This is a genomic window from Kosakonia sp. H7A, from assembly GCF_003028445.1.
GTDB lineage: Bacteria > Pseudomonadota > Gammaproteobacteria > Enterobacterales > Enterobacteriaceae > Kosakonia > Kosakonia radicincitans.
In genome coordinates this window covers 46,724-65,351 of record NZ_PYTZ01000010.1, presented here as the reverse complement: position 1 = coordinate 65,351, position 18,628 = coordinate 46,724, and the positions used below count along the sequence as shown (strand labels likewise).

Annotated in this window: 21 protein-coding genes; 3 read left to right on the top strand and 18 right to left on the bottom strand. The window is 57.2% G+C overall.

All coding sequences use genetic code 11. The features are described 5' to 3' along the window. Positions 1–21: 21 nt before the first annotated feature. Complete coding sequence (locus tag CWM66_RS23905) at positions 22–2,586, top strand: ATP-binding protein (RefSeq protein ID WP_107147396.1); 2,565 nt, start codon at positions 22–24, stop codon at positions 2,584–2,586. On the opposite strand, the gene alsK is transcribed toward CWM66_RS23905, so the two are convergent. The 6 genes from alsK to alsR form a co-directional block, all read right to left on the bottom strand. Next, positions 2,540–3,487 (bottom strand): allose kinase, encoded by a 948-nt coding sequence (alsK, locus tag CWM66_RS23900; RefSeq protein ID WP_071920054.1) that lies wholly within the window; start codon positions 3,485–3,487, stop codon positions 2,540–2,542. The genes CWM66_RS23905 and alsK overlap by 47 nt on opposite strands. Continuing rightward, a complete protein-coding gene (alsE, locus tag CWM66_RS23895) occupies positions 3,471–4,166 on the bottom strand; it encodes a D-allulose 6-phosphate 3-epimerase (RefSeq protein ID WP_007372511.1) in 696 nt (231 codons plus the stop codon). The genes alsK and alsE overlap by 17 nt, the downstream gene beginning before the upstream one ends. Positions 4,167–4,176: 10 nt before the next feature. Further along, positions 4,177–5,157 carry a D-allose ABC transporter permease gene (gene alsC / locus CWM66_RS23890; RefSeq protein ID WP_007372512.1) on the bottom strand — a complete coding sequence of 327 codons (981 nt, stop codon included), beginning with the start codon at positions 5,155–5,157 and terminating at the stop codon, positions 4,177–4,179. Next, positions 5,136–6,668 (bottom strand): D-allose ABC transporter ATP-binding protein AlsA, encoded by a 1,533-nt coding sequence (gene alsA, locus CWM66_RS23885; RefSeq protein ID WP_007372513.1) that lies wholly within the window; start codon positions 6,666–6,668, stop codon positions 5,136–5,138. Before alsA ends, alsC begins: the two co-directional genes overlap by 22 nt. A 63-nt stretch (positions 6,669–6,731) precedes the next feature. Beyond that, complete coding sequence (gene alsB / locus CWM66_RS23880) at positions 6,732–7,667, bottom strand: D-allose transporter substrate-binding protein (RefSeq protein WP_107147394.1); 936 nt, start codon at positions 7,665–7,667, stop codon at positions 6,732–6,734. Between the two features lie 62 nt (positions 7,668–7,729). Then, positions 7,730–8,620, bottom strand: coding sequence for a D-allose utilization transcriptional regulator AlsR (gene alsR / locus CWM66_RS23875; protein WP_007372515.1), 891 nt, complete (start codon positions 8,618–8,620; stop codon positions 7,730–7,732). 364 nt (positions 8,621–8,984) lie between these two features. Between alsR and rpiB the strand changes: the two genes are divergently transcribed. Both rpiB and yjdP read left to right on the top strand, forming a co-directional pair. Then, a complete protein-coding gene (rpiB, locus tag CWM66_RS23870) occupies positions 8,985–9,446 on the top strand; it encodes a bifunctional allose-6-phosphate isomerase/ribose-5-phosphate isomerase RpiB (protein WP_007372516.1) in 462 nt (153 codons plus the stop codon). 71 nt (positions 9,447–9,517) lie between these two features. Beyond that, complete coding sequence (gene yjdP, locus CWM66_RS23865; RefSeq protein WP_007372517.1) at positions 9,518–9,826, top strand: DDRRRQL repeat protein YjdP; 309 nt, start codon at positions 9,518–9,520, stop codon at positions 9,824–9,826. On the opposite strand, the gene CWM66_RS23860 is transcribed toward yjdP, so the two are convergent. The 12 genes from CWM66_RS23860 to yjdN form a co-directional block, all read right to left on the bottom strand. Then, entirely contained in the window at positions 9,823–10,167 is a 345-nt protein-coding gene (locus CWM66_RS23860; RefSeq protein ID WP_007372518.1) for a low molecular weight protein tyrosine phosphatase family protein, read from the bottom strand. The genes yjdP and CWM66_RS23860 overlap by 4 nt on opposite strands. A gap of 196 nt (positions 10,168–10,363) precedes the next feature. Next, positions 10,364–11,122, bottom strand: coding sequence for a phosphonate metabolism protein PhnP (gene phnP / locus CWM66_RS23855; protein WP_035886925.1), 759 nt, complete (start codon positions 11,120–11,122; stop codon positions 10,364–10,366). A gap of 60 nt (positions 11,123–11,182) precedes the next feature. Next, positions 11,183–11,734, bottom strand: coding sequence for a ribose 1,5-bisphosphokinase (phnN, locus tag CWM66_RS23850; RefSeq protein WP_233218424.1), 552 nt, complete (start codon positions 11,732–11,734; stop codon positions 11,183–11,185). Next, complete coding sequence (gene phnM / locus CWM66_RS23845; RefSeq protein ID WP_007372521.1) at positions 11,731–12,867, bottom strand: alpha-D-ribose 1-methylphosphonate 5-triphosphate diphosphatase; 1,137 nt, start codon at positions 12,865–12,867, stop codon at positions 11,731–11,733. The genes phnN and phnM overlap by 4 nt, the downstream gene beginning before the upstream one ends. Beyond that, positions 12,864–13,550 (bottom strand): phosphonate C-P lyase system protein PhnL, encoded by a 687-nt coding sequence (gene phnL / locus CWM66_RS23840; protein WP_107147393.1) that lies wholly within the window; start codon positions 13,548–13,550, stop codon positions 12,864–12,866. The genes phnM and phnL overlap by 4 nt, the downstream gene beginning before the upstream one ends. A gap of 10 nt (positions 13,551–13,560) precedes the next feature. Further along, positions 13,561–14,319 (bottom strand): phosphonate C-P lyase system protein PhnK, encoded by a 759-nt coding sequence (gene phnK / locus CWM66_RS23835; protein WP_007372523.1) that lies wholly within the window; start codon positions 14,317–14,319, stop codon positions 13,561–13,563. Beyond that, positions 14,316–15,164 (bottom strand): alpha-D-ribose 1-methylphosphonate 5-phosphate C-P-lyase PhnJ, encoded by an 849-nt coding sequence (locus CWM66_RS23830; RefSeq protein WP_007372524.1) that lies wholly within the window; start codon positions 15,162–15,164, stop codon positions 14,316–14,318. The genes phnK and CWM66_RS23830 overlap by 4 nt, the downstream gene beginning before the upstream one ends. Further along, the gene (locus tag CWM66_RS23825; RefSeq protein WP_072441057.1) at positions 15,157–16,221 is read right to left on the bottom strand and encodes a carbon-phosphorus lyase complex subunit PhnI; all 1,065 of its coding nucleotides are present in this window, start codon (positions 16,219–16,221) and stop codon (positions 15,157–15,159) included. Before CWM66_RS23825 ends, CWM66_RS23830 begins: the two co-directional genes overlap by 8 nt. Further along, entirely contained in the window at positions 16,221–16,805 is a 585-nt protein-coding gene (gene phnH / locus CWM66_RS23820) for a phosphonate C-P lyase system protein PhnH (protein ID WP_074780317.1), read from the bottom strand. Before phnH ends, CWM66_RS23825 begins: the two co-directional genes overlap by 1 nt. Next, positions 16,802–17,254 (bottom strand): phosphonate C-P lyase system protein PhnG, encoded by a 453-nt coding sequence (phnG, locus tag CWM66_RS23815; protein ID WP_043955565.1) that lies wholly within the window; start codon positions 17,252–17,254, stop codon positions 16,802–16,804. Before phnG ends, phnH begins: the two co-directional genes overlap by 4 nt. Before the next feature lies 1 nt (position 17,255). Beyond that, on the bottom strand, positions 17,256–17,981 hold the full coding sequence (gene phnF / locus CWM66_RS23810; RefSeq protein WP_007372528.1) for a phosphonate metabolism transcriptional regulator PhnF: 726 nt from the start codon (positions 17,979–17,981) through the stop codon (positions 17,256–17,258). Positions 17,982–18,162: 181 nt separating this feature from the next. Next, the gene (gene yjdN, locus CWM66_RS23805) at positions 18,163–18,600 is read right to left on the bottom strand and encodes a VOC family metalloprotein YjdN (RefSeq protein ID WP_007372529.1); all 438 of its coding nucleotides are present in this window, start codon (positions 18,598–18,600) and stop codon (positions 18,163–18,165) included. Positions 18,601–18,628: the final 28 nt, after the last annotated feature.

Below are 18,628 nucleotides of genomic sequence, written 5' to 3'. Positions count from 1 at the left end.
CAACATTGCACCGGAGCCACTATGTCGTATCGCGCGAACCCGTTTTTCACCAGCGCTCGCGGGCGTCTGCTGTTCTTCAATTTACTGGTGGTGGCGGTAACTTTAATGGTCTGCGGCGTGGCAGTGCTGGGATTTCGCCACGCCAGCCAGATTCAGGAACTGGCGCAGCAGCAGACGCTGGACGACATGACCGGCAGCATGAATCTGGCGCGCGATACCGCCAGCGTCGCCACGGCGGCTGTGCGGTTGTCGCAGGTGGTCGGAGCGCTGGAGTATCAGGGCGAAGCCGAACGCCTGAAAGCGACGCAGAGCGCGCTGCAACACTCGCTCAGCCAGCTTGCCCACGCGCCGCTGGCGCAGCAGGAACCGCAACTGGTGGCGCAGATCACCCGCCGCAGCCACGAATTGCAGCAAAGCGTCACCGTGATGCTGCAACGCGGACAACAGCGGCATCTGGAGCGTAATGCGCTGCTCAGTTCGCTGTACCAGAACCAAAGTTATTTGCGCCATTTACAGGTGATCACCGCCCGGGAAGCGAGCAACATCCCGGATAACCGCCTGCTCGCCGAGATGGACCGGCTGATCATCGCCGCCATTCAGACGCCGTCTCCCCGGCCGACAATCAAACAGATCTCCGACATCATGGGGCAATTGCCGCTGCGCGCCGCCAGCCCGACGGTGGATTTTATCCTGCCGGATTTCAGCGCCGAGCTGCGCAAGCTGGGGCCGCTGTCGCTCCGGCTGGAAGAGAGCGATCTGGCGATTAGCTGGTCGATGTTTCATATCAAAGCGCTGGTGGCGCTGCTCAACAGCGACATCAACCAGTACGTTGCGCAGGTCGCGCAGGCGTCGGAACTGCGCACGGCGCAAAGCCACCAGGAGATGCGCTCGATCATTCTGTTTATCAGCGTTTTCGCCCTGCTGGCGCTGGTGATCACCGGCTTTGCCGGATGGTATATCTACCGCAATCTGGGCTCGAATCTGACGGCCATTTCGCGCGCCATGTCGCGGCTGGCGCGTGGCGAGCAGGACGTGTCGGTTCCGGCGCTGCAACGGCGCGATGAGCTGGGCGAACTGGCGCGTGCGTTTAACGTGTTTGCCCGTAATACTGCTTCGCTGGAACACACCTCTAAGTTGTTGAAAGAGAAAAGCACACAGCTGGAAACCACTTTCCACGCGATGCGCGATGGTTTTGCGCTGTTCGATAACCGGGGTTGCCTGGTGGTGTGGAATCCGCAATATCCGTTGCTGCTGGGGCTGACGGCAGAGGCATTGCAGCGCGGCCAGCACTATCAGAGCCTGTTACAACAGGTGAGCGATCTCCCCGGTCACGTACAGGAGAATCTGGCTCGCCCGCTGCCCAAACCGCAGGAATTACGGCTGGCGGACAATCGTACCATTGAGCTGCGTTTTAGCCCGGTACCGGGGCGCGGCATGGTTAACGTGGTGCTGGATCGCACGGAGCGTAAAGGGCTGGAAGAGGCGCTGCTGCACAGTCAGAAGATGAAAGCAGTCGGCCAATTGACCGGCGGGCTGGCGCACGATTTCAATAACCTGCTGGCGGTGATTATTGGCAGCCTTGAACTGGTGACGCCCGGCTCGCCGGATGCGCCGCGTATCTCGCGGGCGCTGAAAGCCGCTGAGCGCGGCGCGTTACTGACCCAGCGGCTGCTGGCCTTTTCCCGCAAGCAGTCGTTGCATCCTCATGCCGTGGAGATGCAACCGCTGCTGGAGAATCTCGGCGAGCTTATGCGCCATTCGTTACCCGGCACACTGGCGCTGGAGATCGAAGCGCAAAGCCCGGCATGGCCCGCGTGGATCGATGTTGGACAACTGGAAAATGCCATCATCAATCTGGTGATGAATGCCCGCGATGCGATGGAGGGCGAGAGCGGCACCATTAAAATCCGCACCTGGAACCAGCGCGTCACCCGCAGTGACGGACGCCGCCAGGATATGGTGGCACTGGAGGTGATCGATCGCGGCTGCGGTATGTCTCAGGAGGTCAAAGCACAGGTGTTCGAACCCTTCTTCACCACCAAACAGACCGGCAGCGGCAGCGGGCTGGGCCTGTCGATGGTATATGGCTTTGTTCGCCAGTCCGGCGGGCGGGTAGAGATTGAGAGCGCGCCGGGGCAGGGCACCACCGTGCGTCTGCAACTACCGCGCGCAACGGTGCAGGCGGTGGAAAGCCGCGAACCGGATGCCGCGCAGGCGCGCGATAGCAGCGACACGCTGATTCTGGTGCTGGAAGATGAGGCCGATGTGCGCCAGACATTGTGCGAACAGTTGCACGAACTGGGCTATCTGACGCTGGAAGCGGAAACCGGTGAGCAGGCGTTGCAGCTACTGGCCGCTTCGACGGAGATTGGCGCATTGGTCAGTGATTTAATGCTACCGGGCGCGCTCAGCGGCGCGGAAGTGATTCACCAGGCGCGCCAGCAGAATCCGCATCTGCCGATGCTGCTCATCAGCGGCCAGGATCTGCGCCCGGCGCACAACCCTGCGCTGCCGGACGTGGAACTGCTGCGTAAACCCTTTACCCGTGCAGAGCTTGCGCAGGCGCTGCGACGGATTGCGGCGTAAAACGGTTGCGGGCCAGTGTCGCCGCGCCCTGCGCGCCGTTAAACGCTGATGATGAGGCCGCCAGAAAACGCACCGCTTCCCACGGCAACGGTTTGCGCAGCCAGGTGCGGATCGCCGCGATCAACGCTTCACGCGGAAATGCGGACATATCCATGACGCCGCCGCCGAGGATCACTGCATCGGGATCGAACAGGTTAATGCTGGTGGCGATGGCGCGCGCGGCGTGATCCAGCAGATCGACGACAAAAGGCTCCTGTGCTGCATGGATAAACAGATCGCCAAGATCGTAATCCCGCGGCTGCTGTTCATACCAGCGGCGCAGCGCAAGGCCAGAACACACCGTTTCCAGACAACCCGCATTGCCGCAGCCGCAGCGCAGTTGCCTGTCTCCCTGCGGAATATGCCCCAGTTCGCCCGCCACGCCGTGCGCGCCTGTCCACGGTGCACCGTTCAGCCAGATGGCGAAACCCATGCCGGTGCCGAGATAGGCCGCCAACACCTGCTGCTGCGTGAGGTTATGCTCCTGCACGTCAAAAGAGAGTTGCAGATTCACATCACGGGAAAACTCCACCGGGCAGCCCAGCGCATTTTCCAGTTGCCTGGCCAGCCCGCTCAGTTCACCAGGTGCCAGCGGTAAGTTGGGCGTGGAGATAATGGTGCGTTTATCTTTGCCGACCAGCGCAGGAAAGCCCATTACCAGCCCGTAACAGCGGGCATTACGTGCGTCAAGCTGCGCCTGGATAAGCGCAGTAATGCCGTTTACCACGCCGTGCGCAATGACCTCCGCGGTGCGCTGCTTTTCACAATGCAGCACCTCGCCTGCGGCGGTTTGCAGGCAGAAGCGAATATGGGTCGCGCCCATATCAACGCCTGCTACCAGTTGATTATGCGGTTCGTGCATGAGGCAGTACCTCGTTTTTGGCCGCCAGAATCTGTTCGGTCATTACCGTCCAGGCGTCATCGATGTTTTCCGCATGGTTGAATAACCCGGAGGTGCCGACGATAAAGACATCCGCGCCTGCGGCCATCAAACGCTGATAAGTGGCCTGGTTGCAGGAGCCGTCGATTTCGATTTCATAACTCAGCCCTTCGCGCTCGCGCCAGGCTTTCAGCTCGGCGACCTTGTCGAGCATTTCCGGAATGAACGGCTGACCGGCAAAGCCAGGATCGACCGTCATCACCGTCACTTTGTCCGCCTTATGAATATAGTATTTCATCGTTTCGACGGAGGTTTCCGGGTTGAGGATCAGCCCGACTTTCATGCCGTGGCGGCGGATCTCATCGATCAGGCGAAACGCCTGGCCGTTGATCGTTTCCGGGTGCAGGGTGATAAAGTCTGCGCCTGCGCGCGCCAGTTGGCCGATATAATCCTGCGGGCGCGTCACCATCAGATGGCAATCCAGCGGTTTGCTGGCCAGCTTCTTCACCTGGCTGACAAAGAATGGCGACAGCGTCAGGTTCGGCACAAAGTGGCCGTCCATAATGTCGATATGGAAATAGTCCGCGTGGCTGTCGATAAACTCGATCTGTTCTTTAAACTTGAGCAGATCCATACACATCAGGGAGGGGGAGATTTTCATCATTCATTCCTTACTTGCTGATAAGCCGGTCAAGCGCAACAGCGGCAATAATCAGCCCGCCCATTACCACCAGCTGGTAATACGTTTGAACTTGCAGGATATTCAGGCCGTTATTGATGGTGCCGATAATCAACCCGCCAATCACGACCGAGAAAATACGCCCCTTACCGCCGAAGAAGCTGGTGCCGCCGATAATGGCGCTGGCGATGGCGTAGGTTTCAAACCCCATTCCCGCCAGCGGCTCCGCCGCACCGAGACGCGCGGTGGAGACCACGCCCGCCAGCCCGGCGCAAACACCGGAGATAATGAACACCACCAGCACGTGAAACTTCACATCGATACCGGAGTAGAAGGCGGAGTTTTTATTGCCGCCCAGCGCGTAAATATTGCGCCCCAGCCGCATGCGCGTAGTGAGGAACCAGAGCAGCAGCGCCACCAGCAGCGAGAAGATCACCGGCACCGGAATGCCTGCCACGCTGGCGGCAAAGAAATTCACAAAGTCGAAGGAGAAGCCATACACCGAGTTGGCGTCGGAAATAACCAGCGTAATGCCGCGAAAAATCGCGTTGGTGCCAAGGGTAATAATGAACGGGTGCAGGCCGGTCCAGTTGACCAGGCAGCCGTTAATCGCCCCCAGCACGCCGCCCACCAACACGCCGCCGATCAATGCCGCCAGCACGGGATCGACGCCCGCCAGCATCAGTTTGGCGGTTACCATGCCGGAGAGCGCAAGAATCGCACCGACGGAGAGATCAATCCCGGCGATCAGAATGGCAAAGAACTCACCCATGCCGATCAACACCGTTACTGAACTCTGAACAAAAATCTGCGTGATGTTATTGGTGTTGAGGAAGTATTCCGGCGACATCGTGCCGAAGATGGCGACGATGATCGCGAGGATAAAAAAGGTGCCGTATTTATCCCAGAACAGCGCGAAGTTGAAGGGCTTTTTCTCGCTCATTTCGCTTTTTACTCGTGTGGTAATGCCCATGCCATAATCTCCTCTTCGCTCATGTCGTCGCGATTGGTCAGGATTTGCGTCAGCCGCCCTTCGCAGAACACGGCGATGCGGTCGCAGACGGCAATAATTTCGGGAAGCTCGGATGACACCATCAGGATGACTTTTCCGTCATCCGATAGCTGGCGCATCACTTTGTAGATCTCGGCCTTCGCGCCGACGTCGATACCGCGGGTCGGTTCATCGAAAATGATCACCTCGGGTTCGCAGCACAGCCATTTGGAGATCAGTACTTTCTGTTGGTTACCGCCGGAAAGCTCGGTGATGCTCTGCTCCACCGAGTGGCACTTCAGCGCCAGCAGCTCGCGCTGCGCTTCAGCAATCCGTCGCTCTTCGTGTTCGTTAAACAGCCCCATTGCGCCTTTGTAACCGCCGTGCTTGAGGCTTTTGCTGAGCGCTATGTTTTGCGCAATCGAGAAGTTAGGGAAGAAGCCGTTGTCGCGGCGGCTTTCGGTGATATATGCCATGCCTTTTTTCAGCGCATCCAGCGGTGAGCGTGGGGAAATCGCGTGACCATTGAGGCGAATTTCACCGCGGCTGCGCTTATCGACGCCGAACAGGCAGTTCATCAGTTCGGTGCGGCCGGAGCCGACCAGCCCGGCAAAACCGAGGATCTCGCCGCGGTTCACGCTAAAAGAGATATCACGGACTTTTTTCTTGTCGCGACTGGTGACGTTTTTCACCTCAAACACCGTATCGCGCTCGATATTGCCGGTGCTCTCTTTCATCGCGTTAAAGCGGTTTTGCAGTTCGCGTCCGACCATCAGCCGCACGATGTCGTCATTGGTGACGTCGCTGACCATGCCGCTGCAGACGCTGCTGCCGTCTTTCATCACCGTATAGCGATCGCAGATCCGGCGAATTTCCGCCAGCTTATGCGAGATATAAACAATGGCGGTGCCTTCTTTACGCAGCTGATTCATGATCAGGAAAAGATAATCCACCTCTTTATTTGTCAGCGAAGAGGTGGGCTCATCCATAATAATGACTTTGGCATCCAGCATTAATGTTTTGGCAATTTCCAGCATCTGCTTGTGGCTAATCGATAAATTCGCCACTTTGGTATCGAGATCGACTTTTAAGCCGACGCGCAATAACATCATTGCCGCCCGTACGCGCATTTCTCGCCAGTCGATAATATTGACGCCGCATACCTTTTTGGTGATATGGCGGCCAATATATAAATTCTCCAGCACGGTTAATTCATCAATAACGCTGAGTTCCTGATAAATAATGCCAATACCAAGTTGTGCCGCCAGTTTATGATCAAGTTTGTCGTAATTAACGTTATTAATGGTGATGGTGCCTTTGGTCGGGTCGTGAATCCCCGAGAGAATTTTCATTAACGTTGATTTACCGGCACCATTCTCTCCTAATAACGCATGAATTTCATAAGGATAAATAGTTAAATCAACGGACTTTAATGCGTGGACCGGGCCAAAGGATTTGCCGATACCCGCCATTGAGATATATGGCGTGACCATAAGTAACCTCTTTGCACACTCTTCAGGCCGGATGCGCGCAAAGCGTCATCCGGCGTTGATGGCTTACTTAGTGACCAGAATTGAATCGACCAGCTTGAATTCCGGGGCTTTATCCAGCGGAATAACTTTGCCGGTTTTTGCCGCATCAACCATCATTTTCAGACCCGAAGCGCCAATATTCGCCGGGTTTTGCGCGACGGTGGCGGTCATCTGCCCGGCTTCCACCATTTTGCGCGCTTCCGGAATGCCGTCGGTGCCGACGACCAGCACTTTGCCGGTTTTACCGGCGTTCGCCACCGCCTGGGCAACGCCCATCGCCATGGTGTCATTGGCGCAGTAGAAGGCTTTCAGGTTCGGGTTGCGTTGCAGCACGTTGGTAGCGACGTCCAGCGCCTTAATGCGATCCCAGTCGGCGGGCTGGCTGGCGACCAGCTTGATTTGGCTGGTTTTCTTAAACGCTTCGCTGGCGCCGTTGCGGCGCGCTTCACCCGAGGCGTTGCCTGCTTTACCTTCTATAATCGCCACTTCGCCGCCCTGTGCGCCAAGCTGTTCAATGATAAAGCTTGCGCCTTTTGCGCCGACTGCAACGTTATCGGTGGTAATAAAACCTTCGACATTCCCGCCGGCTTTTTTCAGGTTATCCATATCGATTTTTTCATCGAGGTTCACCAGATAAATGCCTTTTTTCCAGGCGCGGGCGACCGGCATCACCAGGTTAACGGAAGAGAGTGGGGCAAAGGCGATGCCTTTATAATTTTTATTGCTCAGATCTTCGAATAATTGTAATTGCGACTGAAAATCACCTTCCGACGGCGAGGCAAAAATATCCACACTGACACCCAGTGTTTTCGCTTCGTCTTCGATACCTTTTTTCATATCCACCCAGAACGGGTTGGATAATGTTTTTAAGACGACGGCGTATTCGGCAGCGGCAAATACGCTGGTGCTCATCATCAGGCCGATAGCAGCTCCGCTGAATAATTTCAGATATTTATTCATAGTGGTCTTCTCATTGTAGGGTAATTTTACTCATCCCGTTGCGGCGGGATGAGTATTTGTTTTTACTTCAATGCGCCCGGTGAGAAAAAATCAACGATGGCACCGGTTTTTTGCATATTCTGTGTGGCCAGTTCAATGTTCTGTTGTGCAACCGAAACAAAAAAAGCATCAAGTAATGTTAATTGTAATATTCGTGCTGAAGCATTTCGCCCTAATAAAGGAGTCTCTGGTGCTGGCGAGCAAATAATAAAGTCGGCCATTTTGGCAATCGGCGAATGGTAGCTGTGAGTAATACAAATAATTTTTGCCCCATTTTTTTTCGCCAGCTCAACGGCCGCTTTTAAATCACTGGTGCGTCCGGAATGCGACACCACCAGTACGACATCGCCCTCTTTAAGCAGCGATGCGGACATCATCATAATGTGCGCGTCCTGGTAAGCGTGGCAGCGAACCCCGATGCGCAACATCTTATGTTCAATATCGGCGCAGATGGCGTTAGAGCCGCCAACGCCGTAGAGATCGCGCTGTTTGGCCTGATAGAAGAAGCGCGCCGCGCGGTGGATTTCATCCACGTTAACGATCGACTGGCCTTCCATAATGGTGCGCAGCGTAATATTGAACACTTTGTTCACCACATCCTGCGGCGCTTCGTCAAACGACAGCTCAGCGGGCAGCACCTGCTGCGAGTGAGAGAAGTACTCCACCAGTGCGCTGCGCAGATTGCGGAAACCGCTAAAACCCAGCAGTTTCGACACTTTCACGATCATGGCTTCCGACACCGTCAGCATCTCCGCTACATCTTTAATCGCGGAGGCATCGCTGATATTGCCCGGTGTTAATAGCCAATCCACGATGCGGCTTTCGTTTTCCGTCATCCCTTCCTGCTTCATGCGCAGGTAAGGGGCGAGGCCGATGCCGTTGGGAAGACCGTGGTCGAATTCTGTCTGACTCATCGCTTTCTCTTGTCCTTGAAATGAAGACGACACTATATCACCACATCCGGAACCATAAATATGTCGGCAACTTCACAGAATTAATTAATTCATAAAGTTTTGTGTGTTGTGAAGTTTTCTGTAATGTTTTGGTTGGTGCGCTCATCAGTTTTGTTTTAAAAACAATAAATTATATTGATTTATGAAATGTGGTACGTCTGAGGTGTAGGGGTTTTCATGCACATAAGGCTATTGATTTGTGAATTCATGCCGTGTAGAACAGGCGCTGTTCCCGGTGGTTTTGCGGTTTTATTCAGCAGTTAACCGGTCAAAAATCACAAAACTCACCGGGTTCGTAAAGTTTGCACACTAACCAGGCGGATATATGAAGAAGATTGCGTTCGGCTGCGATCATGTCGGGTTTATCCTGAAGGCGGATATCCTGGCGCATCTGTCAGCAAAAGGTATTGAAATCATTGATAAAGGCACATGGTCGACGACACGCACCGATTATCCCCGCTTCGCCAGCGAGGTAGCACAATCGGTACTGAATGGCGAGGCAGACGGCGGTATTTTGATTTGCGGTACCGGCGTTGGCATCTCTATCACCGCCAATAAATTCCCCGGTATTCGTGCGGTGGTGTGTAGCGAACCTTACTCCGCACAGCTTTCGCGCCAGCATAACGACACCAATGTACTGGCGTTCGGTTCGCGCGTTATCGGGCTGGAACTGGCGAAAATGATTGTCGATAACTGGCTGGGCGCCGAGTTTGAAGGCGGTCGCCATCAGCTACGCGTGGATGCGATTGCGCAAATTGAGAAGCAGCCACCTTCCGCCCGTAATTGAGATTCCTCCGCTACCCGCTAAGGCAGCCTCTGCACTAACGTACAGCCAGTCCCCCCTTTGAGACTGGCTTTATGAAACGTTACGCGACCGCGCTGTTATTCGGCGCTCTTTCACTCAGTAGTCAGATGGCGCACGCCGATATTATCGACGACGCTATTGGCAATATTCAGCGGGCAATCGGCGACGCGTACAGCTCTGACGGCAGTCGCGACGATGAAAGCAGCCGCCGCAGCGACGAGCAGTACCGGAATTATGACAACCGCTACCGGCAGCTTGAAGACAGGCGACGCCAGCTTGATGAGCGCCAGCGTCAGCTCGATCGGGAGCGACGCCAGCTGGATGACGAAGAACGCAGGCTGGAAGAGGACGACGACCGCTAACGCGCCAGCACCGGCACGCGCAAACCCAGGCGTTCCGGAACGATATCCTCAAGCAGCGTGATTAGTTGCGGGTCCATAAAATGGTATTGATCAGGAATATCAAGCACATAAACAGGTTTATGCTGCACCAGGCGGCTAAAGTCGGCAAGGATGCTGTTTTTGTGTTTTTCTTCCATCACACAGATGACGTCTGCCCAGGAGAGAATGGCGGGCGAGACAGTTTTTCTCGCATGGCGTTGTGTGCCAGCAGAGCGAGCATTTACCCCGGGGTAGCGACGGAACACCTGCTCAGCGGTCGGGCTGCGCCATTGGTTGCGGCTACAAATAAAAAGCACATTCATGGCAAGTCATACTCTGTAAGCCGCGATGTGCTAATTATTTATTGGTCACACGCGGGTATTTAAGACCCGGTTGCGTTATCCACAACCCTATCAGTGCGAGTCTGTACGCTTTATCCTTCAAACGACCTCTTTACAGGCTGCGTCTGCTTAACCCATGCCGGTAAGCAACGGGACGAATATATCCATATTGTGCGGTCTAATCCAGTACAATCCGCATGCCATCAAAACCCGCCTCAAACCCCGTCGGCAGTGCGTTATTCATCAACCAGACGTCAAAGCGATGCCCGATATGGGTTAGCACGACGCGCGGGCAGCCAATCACCTCATTCAGGGCGATAACGGTGCGCAGATCGTTATGATTTTTCGGCGTCTCTGCGCAGGGCGGTTCACTGCAATCAATGATTACCACCTGCGGGCGATTATTGAGTAAAAACTTAAGCGTCTTATCCGGCAGACCGGCAGTATCCGAAAGCCAGGCGACCCGGCTGTGCGCCGATTCCAGCAAATAACCAAAGGTGAGTTTCGAGTGCTTCAGCGGCAACGGCGTGACCTGCAATCCTTGCAGATCGAACACCACAAACGGTTCAACGGTATGGCTGAAATCAAGCAGACCGGGATGTTTAAACAGATCGTCGCAGCCCTGTTCATCCGGCGGGCCGTAAACCGGGATTTTCGCGCCTAAGCCCCAGCGCAGCGGAAACAGCCCCTGCACATGATCCATATGGTAATGCGTCAACAGAATCTGCTGAAACTGACCCGCCGGGAAACGTTCCATTAAATCGGTAAGCCCGGCATCCAGCAGTGTCACCGCGTCGTTAAACTGCACCACGCCGCTGCAAGGCTGGCGACGATATTGCGACTGCTGGCGCGCACGTAAGCAGGCTGCGCAATCGCAACCGAATACCGGAACCAGTTGTGCACCGCCGGTGCCGGTCAGAGTGAGAGTCAGGCTCATAGCGCCTCGCTTTAACGGTTGAGTTAACGTAAACGGCGCGTGCTGCATGCGCCGGCAGCATTACGCACTTTTCCCTTGTTGCGCGCGTATCAACGAGATCAATCCTTCCACTGACTGTAGCAGACTCCCGTCGTTGTTCAGCGTCAGACAGTCACCCGCCGAGTAACGGGCCGCGCGTTCCAGCCGCGCGGTAATTTCCACGCTGCTTTCACGTCCGCGTTTTTCCAGCCGCTGGCGCAAAATCTCCGGTGATACCTGCACATACACTGGCATCAGCACCTCGCCGTATTGCGTCTGCGCCTGCTGCAGATGACCGCGCGAACCGTTGACCACCACATCAAACCCCGCCTGCAACCAGAGATCGACCTCCACGCCGATACCGTAGTAGAGATCGTTGGCGTGCCAGCTCAGGGTAAACAGATGCTGCTCGTCGCGGGTAAAAAACTCCTTTTCGCTTAGCTCGATATGGTTCTCGCTGCCGGAACTTGCCGGGCGCGTGATATAGCGGTGCGCCACCAGCAACTGGGGATGCTCGCGGCTGCGTAGCGCGGCCAGCAGCGTATCTTTTCCGGCACCGGATGGCCCCATCAACCAGATCAGTCTGCCCATCAGAACACCCGTTTCCCCTCGCGCCAGACGTGATCGACGCGGACGTGGTCGCCTTTATTGTGCACCAGCACCAGATCGGCTCGTTTTCCTTCGCCGAGCGTTCCGCGATCGTCAAGCTTGAGCGCCTGTGCCGGATTTTTCGTTACCAACTGAATAGCGCGCGGCAGGGTGAAATCATTCTGCTCATCCGCCGCAACGCGGAAGGCGGCATCCAGCAGGCTGGCGGGATAATAATCCGATGAGAGAATGTCCAGCATGCCGAGCTGCGCCAGTTTATGCGCCGCCACATTGCCGGAGTGCGAGCCGCCGCGCACGATATTCGGCGCACCCATCAGCACGCTCAGGCCGTGCTCGCGCGAGGCTTCGGCGGCGGCAAAGGTGGTGGGGAATTCTGCGATCACGCTGCCTAACTGGTGGGATTCCACCACATGTTCGCGCGTGGCGTCATCATGGCTGGCCAGCGGCAGGTTACGCGCCCGGCAGAGCGCGGCAATTGCCATCCGGTTAGGCTGCGACCATTCGGCGGCCAGCGCCAGTTGCTCCTGTTCAAACGCATCCATTTGTTCGTTGGTCAGGTGATATTTACCCTGATAGTAATCGCGATACTTTTCGTAGCTGGCGTACTGGCGCTGGCCTGGGGAGTGATCCATCAGCGATACCAGCGTCACCGGCTCGCGGCCGACCAGCTTTTCAAACAGCGGCAGAGTGGTGTGGTGCGGCAGTTCGCAGCGTAAATGCAGGCGATGTTCCGCGCGATTTAGCCCGCGTTTTTGCGAATCTTCCACCGCGTTGATCATCTTCTCCAGATTCTCCAGCCGATCGCCGCCGTCGCGCACATCGCCAATGGCGACCGCATCCAGCACTGTAGTGATGCCGTTGGCGACCATCAGCGCGTCGTGGCTGCTCATTGCGGAGTGGGCGGGCCAGTCCACTTTCGGGCGCGGGGTGAAGAATTTGTCGAGGTTGTCCGTATGCAGTTCGATAAGCCCCGGCAGCAACCAGCCGCCGTCACCATCATGAGCGCCTGGCTGGCGGCTTTGGGTTTCGGCGAAGGCGCGGATCACGCCGTCGCGCACTTCCAGCGAACCGTCGACCACTTCGTCTTCAAGGATCAGTTTTACATTGTTGATAATCATGCGGAGATTCCCATCGGAAACAGACGGTCGGCGACGCTTTCGCGCACGGCCTCGTCATGGAATATGCCGACAATCGCTGCGCCGCGCGCTTTGGCCTGCGCGATCAGTTCAACGACGGCGGCGCTGTTTTTCGCATCCAGCGAGGCGGTCGGTTCATCAAGCAGTAGGATCGGGTAGTCAACAATAAAGCCGCGGGCGATGTTGACGCGCTGCTGCTCGCCGCCGGAGAACGTTGCCGGTGCAAGGTGCCACAAGCGTTCCGGCACATTCAGCCGCGTCAGCAACTGGCTGGCTTTGCCGATGCAGACATCGCGGGAAAGCCCCAGTTCCAGCAGCGGCTGCATCACCACGTCCAGCGCGCTGACGCGTGGAATGACGCGTAAAAACTGGCTGACCCAGCCGATGGTATGACGACGCACGTCCAGTACTTTTCGCGCCGGAGCCTGCACCAAATCGACCCATTCATCGCCATGTTTGACATGAATATGCCCAGCGTCCGGCAAATAGTTGGCATACAGCGAGCGCAGCAGCGTCGATTTTCCACTGCCGGAGTGACCGTGCAGCACCACGCATTCCCCGGCGTTCACCTCCAGCGAGGTGTCGCGCAGCACCGGCAGACGCACGCCGTTCTGATGGTGCAGCACAAAGGTTTTGCTGACATTTTCCACACGCAAAAAAGACATCGCAGACTCCTTAATTTTGCAAGACCGAGGAAACCAGCAACTGGGTATAGGGGTGATGTGGATCGTCGAGCACGCGATCGGTTAACCCACTTTCCACCACCTGGCCCTGTTTCATAACCAGCAGACGGTTTGCCAGCAGGCGTGCGACGCCCAAATCATGGGTCACCATCACCACGGCAAGGTTCATCTCCACCACCAGGCTGCGCAGCAGATCCAGCAAACGTGCCTGAACCGACACATCCAGCCCGCCGGTGGGTTCATCCATAAACACCAGTTTTGGCTGCGTCACGAGATTGCGGGCAATTTGCAGTCGCTGCTGCATCCCGCCGGAAAAGGTGGTGGGCAAATCGTCAATGCGTGACGGTGGGATCTCGACATCCGTCAGCCACTGTTGCGCGCAGGCGCGGATATCACCGTAATGCCGCGCGCCGGTCGCCATCAGCCGTTCGCCGATATTGCCCCCGGCGGAGACCTGGCGGCGCAGGCCATCCAGCGGATGCTGGTGTACCACGCCCCATTCGGTTCGCAGCAAACGGCGGCGCTCGGCTTCGCTGATGGCGTACAGATCGCGGTCGTTATAGATAACCTGCCCCTGCTGTGGCGCCAGCCGTGCTGAAATGGCATTCAGCAGGGTGGTTTTACCGGAACCGGATTCGCCGACAATGCCCAGCACTTCACCCGGCCACAGATCGAACGAGACGTCCTGAAACCCTTTGCCTGGCGCGTAGAGATGGGAGAGTTGATTCACCGAAAGCAGCGGTTGGGTCATTTGCGTAAAGCCTCGCTCTGTTGGCGGCAGTAGTCGGTATCGGAGCAGACGAACATGCGCGTGCCGGTATCATCCAGCACCACTTCATCCAGATAACTGTGGGTGGAACCGCAGATGGCGCACGGTTGATCCCACTTTTGCGGCGCAAAGGGGTAATCCTCAAAGTCGAGGCTCTCGACTTGGGTATACGGCGGAACGGCGTAAATGCGTTTTTCACGCCCGGCACCGAACAGTTGTAGCGCGGGCATGAAGTGCATTTTCGGGTTATCAAATGCCGGGATTGGCGACGGGTCCATCACGTAGCGGCCATTCACTTTCACCGGCCAGGCGTAGCGGGTGGTGAAGTTGCCGAAGCGGGCAATGTCTTCATATAGCTTCACCTGCATCACGCCATACTCTTCCAGCGCGTGCATGGTGCGGGTTTCGGTTTCGCGCGGTTCAATAAAGCGCAGCGGCTCCGGGATCGGCACCTGGTAAATCAGGATCTGATCTTCAACCAGCGGCGTTTCAGGAATGCGGTGGCGAGTCTGAATCAGCGTCGCGTCGGCGGTGCGTTCGGTGGTTTCCACGCCGGTAACACGGGTGAAGAACTGGCGGATTGAGACGGCGTTGGTGGTGTCATCCGCGCCCTGATCGATCACTTTCAGCACATCGTCTTCGCCAATGACGCTGGCGGTTAACTGAATACCGCCGGTCCCCCAGCCGTAGGGCATCGGCATTTCGCGCCCGCCAAACGGCACCTGGTAACCGGGAATGGCAACCGCTTTTAGCAGCGCCCGGCGGATCATGCGTTTGGTTTGCTCATCAAGAAAAGCAAAGTTGTAACCGGTCAGCGCGTTAGCCACGGGAGCTCTCCTGTTGCAGCTGTCTGAGCAAGTCCAGTTCGGCCTGGAAATCGACGTAGTGGGGAAGTTTGAGGTGCGAGACAAAACCCGCCGCCTCGACGTTATCAGCATGCGCCAGCACAAACTCTTCATCCTGCGCCGGGCTTTTTATCATTTCGCCGTAGTCAGCGGCTTGCAGGGCGCGATCCATCAGCGCCATCGCCATCGCTTTGCGTTCGCCCATGCCGAACACCAGCCCGTAGCCACGGGTAAAGTGCGGCGCCTCCTCTTGCGGGGCGACAAAGCCGTTGACCATTTCACATTCGGTGATCAGCAATTCGCCGACGTTCACTGCAAAACCCAGCTCTTCGGGCACTATTTCCACGTCGATATAACCGCTGCGGATCTCCCCGGCGAAGGGGTGATTGCGCCCGTAACCGCGCTGGGTGGAGTAGGCCAGCGCCAGCAGATAGCCTTCGTCGCCGCGCGCCAGTTGTTGCAGACGTGCAGAGCGGGAGCAAGGGTAAACCGGCGGCTGGCGGGTGATATCGTCCGGCACGGCGCCGCTCTCCTGTTCAGCTTTCGCCAGCCCCTCTTGTTCCAGAAGCGCAAAGACGTGCGGCGTGGTTTCCGGCTGTACTTCGCGTTTCGGCAATGAGGTCGTTTCGCCCTCGGCCAGCAGCGCAAAATCGAGTAAACGATGGGTGTAATCGTAAGTCGGGCCAAGCAACTGGCCGCCGGGAATGTCTTTGTACACCGCCGAAATCCGGCGCTCTAAACGCATCTTCGCGCTGTCAATGGGTTCGCTGACGGCCAGGCGCGGCAGCGTTGTGCGGTAGGCGCGCAGCAGAAAGATGGCTTCGACGTTATCGCCGCTTGCCTGTTTCAGCGCCAGCGCCGCCAGTTCCCGATCGGCAATACCGCCTTCGGTCATCACCCGATCGACGGCCAGATGCATCTGTTCAGCAATTTGCGCAACGCTCAGCTCCGCAAGCTCGCTGTCGCCGCGACGCTTATGTTCTTGTAGCGCGTGGGCTGCGGCTATCGCCTTTTCGCCCCCCTTGACAGCAACGTACATCAGAACACCTCCACCAGTGTGGTTCGTGGTATCGCCAGCGCGCGTTCTCCACAGGTCAGAATCACATCGATGCCTGTGGGGAACGAGTGCGGACGGTCAGTAAATTCGTCGGTGATGCACTCCGGCAGCAGCGGCGCAATCATGCGCTCCTCCAGAATGCCGGGGCCGGTCAGGCGCAGCATGCGGCCGCCGCTCAGTGACGGCAGTTGTAAAATCAAGGTGGCGCTGGTTTCCGGGCTGATATCCGTGCCGCAGGGCAGGGCGCTGAGCTGTTCGGCGCTCAGGGTGTGATCGGCGACGGCAAACAGCGACTGCTGCGGCTGGTCAACCAGCGGCGCATTGGTGTGAAAACGCAGGTTCTGGCGTACCAGATCGTTGTCGACGGCAGCTGAGAGCCAGATCGGCGTGTCGTTATCGGCCAGCGTCAGTAATACGCTGGTGGATGCCGGGTTAAGCGGCGGCCAGCCATGTTTCAGATGTGGCAACGAGACGATGACGCCCGGCTCGCTCATGGCTTTTAACAGACGGCGAAAACAGTGTTGAGCATCGTGAACCGCCGATGCGAAAGCGGGTTGTAAGGTCATGCGTTATCTCCGCGAACCAGGGTGAAAAAGTCGACCCGGCTGGCGTTGACTTCAGCCAGACGCGCTGCAATGCGCGCTGCGCGGTCCGCTTCCAGCGGGGTTATCAGGGTTTCCATCAACGTCTGGAAATGGGTTGGCTCTTGCAATAACGCGTCACACACGGCGCAGCGTTCGGCATGGCCTTTGTCGCGCCCGAGCACCCAGCTAAAGCCGAGCTGGCCGCTGCTCAGGCGCACGACGGCGCGGGTCAGCGTGGTGTCGCCGGGGAAGAAGCGATCGCCGGTGCCGCCCATGCGCGCCTGCACCTGCACCAGCCCGGTTTGCGGCTCGCGGACATGCTCATAGTCGGGCGCCAGGCCCAGCGTACGCATCCGCGCCCGCAGCATCTCCGGGGTGGACTGGGCAAGCGCTGCCATCCAGCGTTGACGAGTAGGCGTATCAAAGTGCATCTCAGTGCTCCATGGTGAATTCGATCATGTCGGCGCGGGTCAGGCTGACGGAGTACTCCGTCGCGTTGACGTCGCCTTCGCGATGGTTAAGGGTGCGCACGCAGAGCAGAGGCGCCATATTGGGAATCTCCAGCCAGCGGCTCTCTTTCACCTGCGCACGACGCGCGCTAATGCGCGTCTGGGTACGTTTCAGGCTGATCCCCGCGCGTTCACGCAAAAAGTCATGCAGCGAACCGTGGTCGAACTGTTGCAGCAGCGGCCACAGCGTGAGATCGGCGAAGTAGTGATCAATAAGACAGAGGGCGACGCCATTCACCCGGCGGCGGGTGCGTAAATGCACCACGTTGTCGCCTTCGCTGATGCCTAACGCATCGGCGATATGCTCGGAGGCCGGACGCAGTACCGCCAGCAGGCGTTCGCTGGTGGGATGGCTGCCCTGATCGAGCAGGTTCTGGCTAAAGCGCGCCTGGGCATTGAGCGGGTAATCAAACGGGCGCATCAGCACCAGCACGCCGATGCCCTGGCGGCGCTGCACCCAGCCTTTCTCCACCAGTTGATCGATGGCGCGGCGTAAAGTGTGGCGATTCACCTCAAAGCGTGCGGCCAGTTGCTGTTCCGCTGGCAGCCAGTCGCCGCAGCGATAGTTATTTCGCAACTCCTGCTCCAGCCTGGCGGCAATCTCCTGATAGCGTGTGGGATAGCTGGTCGGATGTCTGGACAAGTGCATGGTCATCTGAACCTCACGGGTAAAAAACGGCTGCCTTATGGCAGTCATCACAGCGTGAGTCCATGCTGGCGGATTAATGTTTCATTTGGGTTATGCAATCGTTGCTGAGAGATGAAGAGTGATCTGCAACGGGCAAAAAAAGGGAGCCGCTGACGGCTCCCGTTGGGGAATGTGCTGTGAATCAGGTTTGCGGTGGTTTGGCGACGTTGACCATCCACGGGATGCCGAATTTATCTGTCACCATGCCAAAACCCTGCGCCCAGAAGGTTTCCTGCCAGGGCATCGTGATATGGCCTTCGGCGGCAAGAGTGTCAAACCAGGCTTTACCCTGCGCAACATCCTGGGTGGCGAGGCTTAAGGTAAAACCGGCGTACGCCGCAGCGCCTTGTTTGCCGTCGCTCATCATGATCTCACTACCGGCGATGTGCAGGCTGGCGTGAGCAATATCGCTTTCGGCAAACGCGTACCCGGCGGCACAGCCGTCATCATTCGCTTCCGGGGGATTGGGCATTTCGCCGAAGGTGATTTTATAGAGTAATTCAGCCTGTAAAGCCTGCTGGTAGAACTGAATGGCGTCGTTGCACTGGCCTGAAAAAGAGATGTAGGGACTGAGCGGCATAATCATTACCTCTGGTAACGAAATCTGC